Raw genomic sequence first — 12,229 nt, forward strand, 5'->3', positions numbered from 1 at the left:
CCTTAAATCACGACCAGTTCAGCATCCAGCGCGCCGGCTTCATGCAGCGCCTGTAAGATAGCCATCGTGTCGTCCGGCGCCGCGCCAAGGCTGTTAATGGTATTCACGATGCTGCGCAGGCTGGTTCCCGCCGCAATAGTCACCATCTGACCCCGGCCACGATTAACGTTGACGTCGCTTTCCGGCGTGACAACCGTTCTTCCCTGGCTGAATGCGCCAGGCTGGCTGACGTTCGACGACTCGCGGATAGTGACGGTCAGGTTGCCGTGTGATACCGCCGCAGCGCGCACCACTACGCCATCGCCAATGACCACCGTTCCCGTTCGGGCGTTGAACACCACGCGTGGCGGCTGTTTACCGGCGTTAATCTGCACATCTTCCAGAGAGGACATAAAGGCCACCCGATCGCCCGCGCCCATCGGCGCACGTACCGCCACGTTAGTCGCGCTTTGCGCGGTCGCCGTGCCGGAACCAAAGGCGTTGTTCAGCGCGACTGCGACGCTGTTGGCAGTCTTAAAGCTGGGACGTTTCAGGTTCAGCATCACCACCGGCTCCTGCTGGAAATCGCTCGGCACTTCGCGCTCCACCGAGCCGCCGTTTGGCACACGGCCAACGGTCGCGGTGTTGATGGTCACGCTGGAGCCGCTGTTGCCCTCGGCTTTCACGCCGCCTACCACCACATTCCCCTGTGCCAGCGCATACACTTCGCCATCAGCACCGCGCAGTTGAGTCAGCAGCAGCGTACCGCCACGCAGGCTTTTCGCATCGCCAATTGAGGAGACGGTTACATCAATACTTTGCCCACGCGCATAGCCCGGCGGCAGCGTGGCGCTAATCGCCACGGCCGCGACGTTCTTCACCTTCGGATCAATCTTCGCAGGCAACTGCACGCCAAACTGGCGCAGCATGTTGGTAACGGACTGGCTGGTGAACTTGACCTGGTTTTTATCCCCTGTACCGTCAAGCCCCACAACCAGGCTGTAGCCCACCAGCTGGTTGCCGCGCACGCCCTGAATATCGACCACATCGCCAAGACGCTGCGCCGCCGCGTTCATGCTGCAAATCAGCAGGAAAAAGAGTGCCAGTTTACGCATCATGGCCTCCATTAAATTGGGAACAGCGGGTGGTTGAAGAAGCGGGTCAGCCAGCCTGCCGCATTCGCGTCGCTGAGCGCGCCGCGTCCGGCATAGGAGATACGGGCATTGGCGATTCGCTGTGAAGAGACGGAGTTGTCGCGTTCGATATCTTCCGCGCGCACCAGGCCCGTCACCCGCATATACTCATCCCCCTGGTTGAGGGTGAGCCATTTCTCCCCGCGAATCGCCAGCACGCCGTTTGGCAACACTTTATAAACCGCAACGGTGATCGCGCCGCGCAGACTGTTCTGCTGCTGCGAGGTGGCATTACCGTTAAAGTTTCGGTTGCCGTCAATCGAGCCGGAAAGCTTATCGATTGAATGGCCGAATGCTTCCGGTATCCCCAGGGAAACATCGTTTTTCTTACCAAAGTTAGTGCGCGCCTGCTTGCTGGCCTGAGTAGACTCATCCAGCTTAACGGTCAGGATGTCGCCTACGCGATAAGCCCGGCGATCCTGGGTCAACGACCAGTTGTAGTTGCCGTTATATAACCCACCGCCGCGCACCTGCGTTTCAGGCACCACGATATCTTCCGGCGGCGCATACGCCGCATCGTCTTTTTTCACCAGCAACGCCGGGCTTTCGCAGCCCGACAAAAACAGCGCCAGTAGACTGATAACTAACTGCTTTTTCATTTCTCTTTCACTTTAAAGCCCTGTCGTTACATCGACTGGGTGACAAACTTCAACATGTCATCGGCGGCAGAGACCATCTTGGCGTTCATTTCGTAGGCACGCTGAACGGTGATCATGTCGACCATCTCTTCAACGACCTGTACGTTAGAACCTTCCAGAGAGCCCTGCTCCAGCTGTCCAAGCGCGTCCTCGCCGGGTACGCCTTCAACCGCTTCGCCGCTGGCCGCCGTTTCACGGTATAAGTTGCCGCCTATCGCCTCCAGACCGGCCGGATTGACGAAGTTCACCAGCGTCAACTGCCCCAGCTCCACCGGATCGGTTTCACCTGCCACCGTCGCGGTGATGGTGCCGTCTTTACCAATCTGCAAATCTTTGACGTTCTCCGGCAATTCAATCTGCGGCACCAGCGGCAGCCCCTGCGCATTCGTCAGCACGCCATCTGGCGTTTTCTGGAAATTACCGGCGCGGGTATACGCGATATCGCCATCCGCAGTTTCCACCTGGAAGAACCCTTGCCCGGTGATCGCCACGTCGAAGGTTTGCCCGGTGTTCTGGATGCTGCCGACGGTAAACTCTTTCTGCGTCCCGACGATCTTCACCCCGGTGCCATACTGAATACCGGTCGGCGCGATATTGTTCTGATCGAGCTGCCCGCCTGGCGTGCGCTGATTCTGATAAAACAGATCGGCGAACATCGCGCGATCGCGTTTAAACCCGGTGGTGTTGACGTTCGCCAGGTTGTTGGAAATCGCGGTCATTTTGGCGTCCTGCGCCGCCAGGCCGGTTTTACTGATCCATAAAGCGGGATTCATCTTTATTCCTTCTTATTGTTATCAGGTGCCACGAATCAGACGGTTGCCTGAATTAGCGAGATCTTCAGCGGCTTTCATCATCTTGATTTGCGCTTCAAACTGACGATTCAGCGCAATGCTGGCGACCATCTCATTAATGGCCGAGACGTTAGCGGTTTCCAGATGCCCGGACGCCACCATCACCTCTTCATCGCGTGGGTTAATCGCCGTGTTGCTCACCAGAAAGCCATCCACATTTTTGCTCAGGTCGCTTACCGGAATGTTCACCAGCTTGATGCGGTCAACATCAACCGGCGCGGCAATATCGCCGTCGTCAGGCACGATAGTGATCACACCGTCTTCACCGATGCTGACGGACGAGAACGGCGGTAAAACGATCGGGCCGTTGTCACCTTCAACCGGCAGGCCGTTGATCGACAGATCGCCCTCCGGGCTGACGTCGATCTGCCCGTTGCGGGTGTAAACCTCACGGTTGCCACTGGCCAGCGCAATCAGCCCATCGCCTTTAATGGCGATATCCAGATTGCGCCCCGTTTCACGTACCGCGCCAGGCGTCATATCCACGCCGCCCTGAGTAGGCAGCGCCATATAACGCGAGGCATATCCCTCGCCGTTAACCTGCTGGGAAATCGCATTATCAAGATCGCTACGAAACCCCTGGGTATTCACATTCGCCAGGTTGTTTGCATGGATCTGCTGCTGCGACAAACTGCGCGATGCGCCGCTCATGGCGGTAAAAATCAAACGATCCATTACACCGCCTGGAAGAGAGCGTTCATCATGTTGTCGTTAGTGCTGATAACCTTCGTGTTCGCCTGGTAATTACGCTGCGCGGTCATCAGACCAACCAGCTCAGAGGTCAAATCCACGTTTGAGGATTCCAGCGCACCGGATTTCACAGAACCCAGCAAACCGGTGCCCGGCGTTCCAGTCAGCGGCGCGCCGGAACTGGCGGTTTGTACCCACGTCGTGCCGTCTTTTGACGCCAGACCATTCGGGTTCGCAAAGTTCGCCAGCACCAGTTGCCCCTGCAACATCCGTTCGCCGTTGGAGAAGGTCGCGTAAACGCTGCCGTCTTCATCAATCGCCTGACCGGTACGTTCGCCAGACGCGTAGCCGCTGCTGTTGTTTTTGCTGACGGAGAAGTCAGAACCGTACTGGCTGGTGCCGTTGTAGCTCAGATCGATAGAGAGATCCGCCGCGCCGGAGATCGATGTGGTCAGGTTCGTCAGGCCAATCGGGCTTTTCAGGACGCCCTGCTCGGTAAATTCTATCGCCTGGCTGCTGTCCGGGATTTCCACGTCGTCCATGTAATAGTGAACCTGCCAGGTGTTCTCGCCGGTTTTCACAAAATACTGGTTCAGCGTGTGCTCGCGTCCCAGGGAATCAAAAACCTGCGTGGTGTAGGTATTGTTATAGGAAGTGCTGTCTTTTGGGTTGAAAGGCGCCGTCTCCGGCTCGGCGGCGCGCGCATCCAGGTTGGCGGTGAAGTCGAGGCTGTCGGTCGCTTTCGCCGGAATAGAGCCGCTGCTGATCGTCAGATTGCCGATCGTCCCCACTTCTATCTCGCCGTTAGCATTAACCGGGTAGCCCTGAAGATACATCCCCAGGTTGTTGATCAGGTTGCCGCTGCTGTCGGTGCCGAAGTAGCCCGCACGCGTATATGCCGTGGTCCCCGTGCTGTCACGCACCATGAAAAATCCGCTATCGCTGATCGCCAGATCGAGCGCATTTCCGGTGGTAGAAATGTTTCCGCCTCGGGTAATACTCTGGGTCACACCAGAAACCCCTACGCCCAGCGGCTGGCTTTCCGCATACAGTGAGGAAAATTCCGCACGGCCGGATTTGAATCCTACGGTGCCGGAGTTCGCAATGTTGTTGGAAATGGCGTTCAACTGCTCGGTAATTGCATTCAGACCGGAGGTCGCAATATTAAAACTCATAATAAATTCCTGTTAACTCAACGCTTAACCCGACTTACGCACGTTTCTGCGAGTCGCTGCCAAACTGGGTAATATTGTTGTAAGCAATCTCACCGATTCCGGTGATATTCAGTTGGATGGCGCTGCCATCAAGCGGGATGCGCACATTGTTGACGATGCCGCCCACTTCAACAGGAATGCCTTCTTCGCCCGTATCGGTCACAACGCTAAGGGTGTATTTCCCTTCGCTCAGGCCCAGCTCCTGCGGGTCAATGGTGAAGTCCACCTGCCCGGCGTCCTGTTTCCCCAGCTCAATTTTGTGCTCGGTGCCGGCCGCGTCTTTGACGATGACCGTCGTCACACCGGAAGCGTGATCCAGCGTCAGACGTCCGTTAATCGTCGTTTCGCCGTCAGAGTTGATAGCGTCGGTCTGCACCATCACATGCTGCCCGACCAGGTTGCCGGTGGTGAGCGTTTGCAGGTTGTCCATCAATACGGAACTGTTCGCCATCAGTTGCGACATGGTTTCCATTGACTGAACCTGCGTCAGCTGCGCCAGTTGGCTGACATACTCGGTGCCATCGGTAGGGTTCAGCGGGTCCTGATTCTGGATCTGCGCGACCAGAAGCTGCATGAACAGCGTGTTCATGCCGGCTGCGCTGCTGTTATTGTTGTTACTGGCAATGCTGCTATCCGACGTTCCTGTCTGGCTTCTGGTGGACGTGCCGTCTACATTCATCCTTATACCTCTCCGAGTCTCAGCAGACTTTGCTGCATGCTTTTAACACTGTTCAGAACATCAACATTGGTTTCGAAACCGCGCGACGCCGACATCATGTCCGCCATCTCCTCTACCACGTTGACATCCGGGTAGTAGACATAGCCATCCGTATTCGCCATCGGGTTATGCGGCTCATAACGCTGTACGGCATTGCCGGTTTCGACAACATCCATCACCTGGACGCGCGCGCCGGTTAACGCCCTGCTATTCATTAACTCATCATTCTTATAAACCGCAGCAAACACCGGACGACGGGCTTTATAGACGCCGTCTTCGGTGGCGGAGGCGGTTTCCGCATTAGCGAGGTTACTGGCGATGGTATTCAGACGAACGGTTTGCGCCGTCATCGCCGACCCCGAAACGCGATAAATATCGGTAAAAGCCATATTCCGTTATCACCTGCGTAGGATTACTTACCTTCAATGGCCTTTTTCAGGCCCGTGAATTTCATGTTTAAAAATGCCAGGCTCATCTGATAATCCTGGGTATTCTTCGCAAACTCAGCCTGCTCGACGTTCAGCGCAACGGTGTTGCCATCGGAAGAGGGCTGATAAGGCACGCGGTACATCTCTTGCGGCGCTGACGGATTCGAAAAACTCCACGATGAACGTTGCATCTCAGCGGCAAAATCAATATCTTTAGCCTGGAAATTGGGGGTATCGACGTTTGCCAGATTGGCTGACAGCAACTCTGCTCGGGAAAGTCGAAGCGCTACAGCCTGTGGATGAACGCCCAATGCTTTGTCAAAAGTAATACTCACAACTCACACCCTCGTGATGCTAAACCTGCAATGATCTGCTTCCCTGTATAGCAATATTCATGCCAAGGTTTTAACATTATGATTTTTAATGGCTTTATTGGTTTTATCCCTACACGGGTGAAGCGTTGCTTCCGCCCTGGAACGTTATCCTTCCTGCTGATGCTTTTTACGGCGCTGCCATCCTTCGCCGCCCCGGAAAAAGTGCAGAGCGCGCGTAAGCAGGTCACTGCCGCCGTTCAACATCACGCAGCGCAAGCCCTTCGCCAGGAGGCCGGGCGCCGCAAGTGGCCCGAGTACCAGGCGAAGATGAACCTGTTTATCCCTTCCGACGTCTCCCGGTACGCTCCCTGCCCTGACGCGCTAACCGTGTCGCTGCCCGGCGGCGAACGCATCGATCTCAACCGCCTGCGTTTTGATGTGCGCTGTGAAGGGCCGCAAGGCTGGGATGTCGCCGTCACCGTCAAACCGGATGTCTATCTTCCGGTGGTGATCGCCAAAAATTCGCTGGAGCGCGGCCAGGTGTTATCCGCCAGCGACGTATCCATCAAAAAGCTCAACATCAGCAGCACGCGCGGCAACTACCTCACCGACCCGGATGAGGCCATTGGGCTGACCGTGAAGCGCCGCATTCGTGAACTACAGCCGATCACCCTGACGCAACTGGAATCTCCGGTGCTGGTTGAACGCGGTCAGCGCGTTCTGATGATCGCCGAACAGGGAGGCGTAGAGGCCCGTACGATGGGGGAAGCCATGAAAAAGGGACGTAAAGGCGAAATGATTAAGGTGAAAAATGAGAGCAGCGAGCGGGTGGTAAGCGCAATTGTCGCGGACGCTGGCGTCGTCAAAATGGTCTACGCCAGCGGAAACTAAAAATATTCATTCGCGGTTTAAGTTTTACCGGCAGCAGGCCGCTCTTTAACGGTGAGGGCATCGGAAGTCCTCCTTCCGCAGGGCAGGATTCATCCGCAACCATAACGAAAAGATGAAAAAGAGGCGAAGCGATGAAAGTAGTAGCGAATCAATACAATCTGGCAACCGCAATCAACAAGAGCAGCGCCGCAGAACAGACCCGCACTGTCGCTCAGGAAGGCACGAAAATTGAGCGCAGCGCCGCGATCGATCCGGTACTGGGCGATGCGCAAACACAACTCTCTGCGCTGCCGGAAGTGGATATGGCGCGCGTAGCTGAAATGAAAGACGCGATCAGCAGCGGTAAAATCGCGGTTAACCTCGATTCGCTGACGGATGCGATGCAGAAGTATTTCCAGAGGTAATTATGACTAACGCCGCTCAGAGCGTTAAAACACTGATACAGGACATGGCCGAAGACCGTAAGCATTACCATGTCCTGAATGATTTACTCATACAGCAGCGCGACCACATTATTGCGCGCCGCGCCGCAGAGCTTGACGTGCTGAACGCGCAAATCATGGCATGCTACCAGCACTTGTCGCAGCACAGTCAGCAACGTTATCGCCTGCTTGAGCGGTTAGGCATTAACGCCAACGCGCAGGGCATGCAAACGCTCATTGCCCGCCTGCCTGCCGCCCACCAGCCTTCCGTTTCCGCTCTCTGGCAAAGTCTCCAGCAACAGGTCGCGCAATGTCAGGCCACCAATGAATACAACGCCATGCTGATGAATATGCAGCAGGAGATTCTGACCAATCTGTTGAATATCAGCGAACCCGAAAACTGGCTGTATCAGCAGGGGTAATGCGCTGTAATTTATTGATTTGTAGCTTTGTTCCGTTTGCGTTCTATCCGTAATTTTCATCGAGGCCAATATTATGGGGCAATTACGACGCTTCAACCTTCCCCACCTGATTCGTCACTATCGTGTTACTCATGTAATTGAAACAGGTTTTGGTAAAGGTGCATCAAGTGTATATGCCTTACGCTCAGGTGCTGAAGAAGTTTATTCCTGTGAAATCTATAAACCGTTATTTGATGCCGCGCCAAAAATAGACAATCTGCATCTGTACAATGAAGACAGCCTGACATTTTTGTCCCATGAAGAAATTAAACGCACTCTTTTCATCAAGCGCGCCGTTGTTTTTCTGGATGCACACTTCCCCGGCGCAGATTTTAAATTCGAGGACTACCAGAGCAATAAATACAATGAGGAAACGCGCCTTCCTCTGCTCAATGAGTTACGCCAGCTAAAAGAATTTGCGGATAATGCGCTGATTATTATTGACGATAGCCGTATCTATCTTCGCGTCATGCATGAGGCCACCGGCTGCAAAGCGCTCCCTCCTCCCACAGAAGACGCTGAGAACGCGTTTCTGGAAGCGCTTGAGGCCTATAGCGGGACGCATATCATCAAACATTACCCCGATGACCAGGGCTACGTTGTACTTTGGCCTAAAAGCTGGCGAGAATTCGGCGTTAACACCCATATTCTGGCAGGAGACCGGACTGCCGCCCCCGTATTTCGAACGGGGATACCAGGAACAACCTGTATGTCAATTAACAGGAGATTGCTTGATGCGCGTTTCAGTACTCGCTGGCTGTCAGGAAAAGGTCTGGATATTGGCGGCGGCGATGACAGTATTGCGTTGTATCAAAGCCTGTTTCCTTTAATCCAATCAATAACCGTATTCGATCTTCAACAAGGTGACGCGCAGTATTTAGCCAGAGTACCGGATAACGAATTTGATTTCGTTTATTCAGGGCATTGCCTGGAGCATGTTATGGACCCCTACGTCGCGCTGCCTCATTGGTTAAGGGTCGTAAAACCCGGCGGTCATCTGGTTTTAACCATTCCAGACGAAGATTTATACGAGCAAGGCGTTTGGCCATCAACCTTCAACGACGATCATAAACATACTTTTACGCCCTTTAAGCATCGGAGCTGGTCGCCTGTTTCCGTCAACGTATTATCGTTATTACAAACCCTGCCAGGGAACTTCAGCATTGAGAAAATAGAGAGGCTGAATCATAGCCATTTAAAAGGTATGCCTCGATTCGATCAAACGCGGACGGCGTTTGCTGAATCCGCAATTGAGATAATCATCCAAAAGCTGAAATCATAGCAACAGGGAGAGTAGCCAATGAATCACCCTGTCGTATCGATTATTTTGCCGGTCTACAATGTCAGCGCATACCTTGAGCGCTGCCTTGATTCACTCGTTGCGCAGACCTGGCGGCATCTGGAAATTATCGCGGTTAATGACGGTTCGACAGATAACTCCCGGGATATTCTGGCGCGTTATCAGAGCCGTCTGCCGGGTATGCGTATCGTTGACCAGGAAAACAGAGGACTTGCCGAAGCCCGCAACGCCGCGTTAGCAAGCGCATCAGGTGAATATATTTATTGCCTGGACTCTGACGATCATATCGCTTCGGATGGTATCGAAACCATTGTGCGCGAAATGGAAAAGCATCACCTGGATGCCCTGTTTTTCTCCACCCATCTGGAATTTCACCTGCACCATATCAGCAACAATATGGTTTCCGGGTATTATCAACGGCCGCGTAATCTGATTAATAAAACATTTCATGCCGAAACGTTCTTTAATCACTGCATTACCGAACGCGCCCGAACAGGACACGGTTACTCCGTTGTGGTCTGGGGATATGCCTGGCGGCGAAAAACGTATGCTCATATGCGGTTTAAGACACCGTTTTTTGAGGATGAATACTTCACCACCGAATTGCTGCTCAGCGTGCCCGACGCAAAAGTAAGATGCCTTGCCGACAGACTGTATTTCCATACCATTCGTAACGGCTCAATCACCACTTCCAGCAGCAAAGCAAAACGCGCGCTGGCTATCCTTGATACCTTCCGACTGCTGCTTCCCCGGGCCGGAAATATCAGCAATCCCCAAACCGTACAATGTTTAAACCGATATACGGGTATGCTATATCAGGATGCGATAATCCGTAATTTGCCCGAAACGCTGCCTTTATTTTCCGCACAGAAGATGATTCACTATCTGGCATCCATTTTTCATGAACTGTATGTAGACACGCCAACAGAGAATGGGCTTGTGTTGCTGCATGCCTTGATTAACCAAATTGCTCGCGACAGCAATATTATTGATGAGAGCGAATTCATCGCGCTATCAGGCAGAATTGAACTGGCGATAAAGAACAAAAGAAGAATATTAGCCGAAGGTTTTTAGTCTTCATACCACGCTATTTAGCAATACGATTGGCTATGCCGCATAGCCAATCGCTTTTACCAGATATTCCTTCAGGAACCGGCACGACAAGAAATAACGTTATTCCTGGAGCGATAAAACAAAACTGACCATTTGGGTATACAGCATCGCCGGTTCATATTGTCGCAGACAACGGAAAGGGGTTTTATGAACGCACCAGTTTGCAAATTCCTGAGTCGTCGGCACATCAAAAGGGCGTTTAAGCACGGTGGTGAAAATGACATCGTTCATCAGCAAACGCGCACATGGCCCATGACTACAGGCGAGATCAATTCCCATACAACGCCAGCCCGCTTCCCCATAACGAAACGGCAACCGGTGTTCCGCAGCCACGGTTGAATAGAGGGCTACCACAGGGATATCTGTTGCCGCCGCAAGCATGACCGGCCCTGAATCACAGGAAACCAGCATGTTCGCTCGCTGCATAAGCGCAACCGTTTCCAGCGCTGAAAAGCGGTCAATAGCATTGATAACCCCGGCCGGATACGCTTCCGCCATCGATTTTCCCGCCTCTGAGTTGTTATTGCTCCCAATGAACACAACTTGCCACCCCGTTTGCAGCCACATTTGCGCCAGCTCATGCCAGTTATTTTGCGGCCAGGTCCGGTTTGGGTGCCCAATATTAGGGTGCATTAATAACACCGGCGCGTTCTCTAATTTATGTTGCTGCCAGAACGCGTCAACGGCACTGTGGGCAGATTCTGGAATGACCAAATCGAGGTGTTTATCCGCTGCGGACGCCTCAAGCCCTGCCTGCGCGAGAAAAGCATCGATCATATGTAGCGGTCTGAGCGCATGGGCCCAATGCGTAAAGTCAAAAAGTCGCCCTTGCGCCTGCGCCCGCTGAATGCATTGATGCTGCTCCGCATTAAGAGAATCCACCGGCCAGACCTCGCTGATATGCGGGCATGCCCGCGCCAGCGCGCTAAAGTGCGGCTGGCTCAGCATAACAATGCTCGCGCCGGTTTTATTTTTGATGGTTCTGCACGCTGCCAGGAGATACAGGGTATCTCCCATTGCAGCATTAAGATGTAAATAAACAGTATCCATATGATTTATTACAACAGCGACAACCCGCACAGCAGGCTGTAGTCAGAGGTATGCGCCGCATTCGCGGAGAACGGATTCTGCTGCTGCCACCCCTTCAGCGCGTTAATCAGCAGCACGACATCATCCTGCGTCAGCGCTCCCTGTTCGCGGCGGATTGCGCACAGCATTTTGATCTGGAAGAACTGGTTGGCCAGCCCCAGTAGCGCCTCTCCGTAATTGGTGCATTGAATGCCGGGGAATACATCGTTATACAGTTGATAAATCAGCGCATTACGCAGGATATGCGGCTGTTCATCAAACAGTGGGATGGTTGACCAGAGCGATTCCAGTTGCTGAAGACGATCCGCCAACCGCGCCGGCTGCATCACCGACAGCTCGCTCATTTTCAGCGCCACACTCATTTTTTCAGTCAGCGGCAGATTCAGATTCAGGCGTACCCGGCCCATCTCTTTTAGCGCGGCAATGCGGTTTTCAGCAATCGGAGGCAACAGCGCAAACTGCTGTGTCAGCACGCCCTGCTCTGCCAGCATCGCCAGTTGCTCTCCCATAGAGGACAACAGGGCCGGATCGTGCTCGCCGCCGTCCAGATACTGCTGCGCCTTACTCAGCAAAACGCCGATCGCATACAGGCTGCCTTCCAGCGACAGCGCAGGATGTACCGCCAGGTTAATACATTGCTGGTTCAGGGTTTCGCTCCAGGCGGATAACTCATCTTCGCCCTGCGCCTCCCCTTGCGAGGTGTGCAGGATAAAGGCCTCCGGGTTAAGCAGCATCTCTCTGGCCGCCGCTTCACAGGTGATATCCAGACTTTCACGCTGCTGGTTTTTCAGCTTCACGCTAATACGCGGCCAGTTTTGCTGCGCATGCTGGCAAGCCGGGCACTGGCACGGGGTTTCTCGCGCATCAAAGCGTGACACAAATTCAGGTTGGTAATGTTCTATCAGTTCCATGTTTGCTCTCTCCAGGC

Annotated in this window: 15 protein-coding genes; 5 read left to right on the plus strand and 10 right to left on the minus strand. The window is 53.8% G+C overall.

Going from position 1 to position 12,229, the window contains the following annotated elements; translation table 11 throughout:
* Positions 1–2: 2 nt before the first annotated feature.
* Genes OGV82_RS02075 through flgB form a run of 8 tightly spaced genes read right to left on the minus strand, consistent with a single transcriptional unit; the run spans position 3 to position 6,046 of the window.
* Positions 3–1,106, minus strand: coding sequence for a flagellar basal body P-ring protein FlgI (locus tag OGV82_RS02075; protein ID WP_012133694.1), 1,104 nt, complete (start codon positions 1,104–1,106; stop codon positions 3–5).
* Positions 1,106–1,771: a flagellar basal body L-ring protein FlgH gene (gene flgH, locus OGV82_RS02080; RefSeq protein WP_012133695.1), complete on the minus strand. Its 666-nt coding sequence runs from the start codon at positions 1,769–1,771 to the stop codon at positions 1,106–1,108. Before flgH ends, OGV82_RS02075 begins: the two co-directional genes overlap by 1 nt.
* Before the next feature lie 26 nt (positions 1,772–1,797).
* A complete protein-coding gene (gene flgG / locus OGV82_RS02085; RefSeq protein WP_012133696.1) occupies positions 1,798–2,583 on the minus strand; it encodes a flagellar basal-body rod protein FlgG in 786 nt (261 codons plus the stop codon).
* A 21-nt stretch (positions 2,584–2,604) separates the two neighbouring features.
* Positions 2,605–3,336, minus strand: coding sequence for a flagellar basal body rod protein FlgF (locus OGV82_RS02090; RefSeq protein WP_012133697.1), 732 nt, complete (start codon positions 3,334–3,336; stop codon positions 2,605–2,607).
* On the minus strand, positions 3,336–4,526 hold the full coding sequence (gene flgE / locus OGV82_RS02095; protein ID WP_047458627.1) for a flagellar hook protein FlgE: 1,191 nt from the start codon (positions 4,524–4,526) through the stop codon (positions 3,336–3,338). Before flgE ends, OGV82_RS02090 begins: the two co-directional genes overlap by 1 nt.
* A 34-nt stretch (positions 4,527–4,560) precedes the next feature.
* Positions 4,561–5,244 (minus strand): flagellar hook assembly protein FlgD, encoded by a 684-nt coding sequence (flgD, locus tag OGV82_RS02100; protein ID WP_012133699.1) that lies wholly within the window; start codon positions 5,242–5,244, stop codon positions 4,561–4,563.
* Between the two features lie 2 nt (positions 5,245–5,246).
* Complete coding sequence (gene flgC, locus OGV82_RS02105) at positions 5,247–5,672, minus strand: flagellar basal body rod protein FlgC (RefSeq protein ID WP_012133700.1); 426 nt, start codon at positions 5,670–5,672, stop codon at positions 5,247–5,249.
* A 23-nt stretch (positions 5,673–5,695) separates the two neighbouring features.
* Complete coding sequence (gene flgB, locus OGV82_RS02110; RefSeq protein WP_012133701.1) at positions 5,696–6,046, minus strand: flagellar basal body rod protein FlgB; 351 nt, start codon at positions 6,044–6,046, stop codon at positions 5,696–5,698.
* A 78-nt stretch (positions 6,047–6,124) separates the two neighbouring features.
* Between flgB and flgA the strand changes: the two genes are divergently transcribed.
* The 5 genes from flgA to OGV82_RS02135 all read left to right on the plus strand — a co-directional run bounded on the left by flgA (position 6,125) and on the right by OGV82_RS02135 (position 10,173).
* Complete coding sequence (gene flgA / locus OGV82_RS02115; protein WP_047458630.1) at positions 6,125–6,916, plus strand: flagellar basal body P-ring formation chaperone FlgA; 792 nt, start codon at positions 6,125–6,127, stop codon at positions 6,914–6,916.
* A 131-nt stretch (positions 6,917–7,047) separates the two neighbouring features.
* Positions 7,048–7,320, plus strand: a complete 273-nt coding sequence (flgM, locus tag OGV82_RS02120; RefSeq protein WP_012133704.1) for a flagellar biosynthesis anti-sigma factor FlgM — start codon at positions 7,048–7,050, stop codon at positions 7,318–7,320.
* 2 nt (positions 7,321–7,322) lie between these two features.
* The gene (locus OGV82_RS02125) at positions 7,323–7,760 is read left to right on the plus strand and encodes a flagella synthesis protein FlgN (protein ID WP_012133706.1); all 438 of its coding nucleotides are present in this window, start codon (positions 7,323–7,325) and stop codon (positions 7,758–7,760) included.
* A 73-nt stretch (positions 7,761–7,833) separates the two neighbouring features.
* Positions 7,834–9,081 (plus strand): class I SAM-dependent methyltransferase, encoded by a 1,248-nt coding sequence (locus OGV82_RS02130; protein ID WP_012133707.1) that lies wholly within the window; start codon positions 7,834–7,836, stop codon positions 9,079–9,081.
* An 18-nt stretch (positions 9,082–9,099) separates the two neighbouring features.
* A complete protein-coding gene (locus tag OGV82_RS02135) occupies positions 9,100–10,173 on the plus strand; it encodes a glycosyltransferase family 2 protein (protein ID WP_047458632.1) in 1,074 nt (357 codons plus the stop codon).
* 99 nt (positions 10,174–10,272) lie between these two features.
* On the opposite strand, the gene OGV82_RS02140 is transcribed toward OGV82_RS02135, so the two are convergent.
* Together OGV82_RS02140 and OGV82_RS02145 are read right to left on the minus strand one after the other, a co-directional pair.
* Complete coding sequence (locus OGV82_RS02140) at positions 10,273–11,160, minus strand: glycosyltransferase family 9 protein (protein ID WP_180961885.1); 888 nt, start codon at positions 11,158–11,160, stop codon at positions 10,273–10,275.
* A gap of 110 nt (positions 11,161–11,270) precedes the next feature.
* Entirely contained in the window at positions 11,271–12,212 is a 942-nt protein-coding gene (locus OGV82_RS02145; RefSeq protein ID WP_071259990.1) for a hypothetical protein, read from the minus strand.
* Positions 12,213–12,229 lie beyond the last annotated feature (17 nt).

It is taken from the genome of Citrobacter sp. CK191 (genome assembly GCF_030333435.1).
GTDB lineage: Bacteria > Pseudomonadota > Gammaproteobacteria > Enterobacterales > Enterobacteriaceae > Citrobacter_B > Citrobacter_B koseri.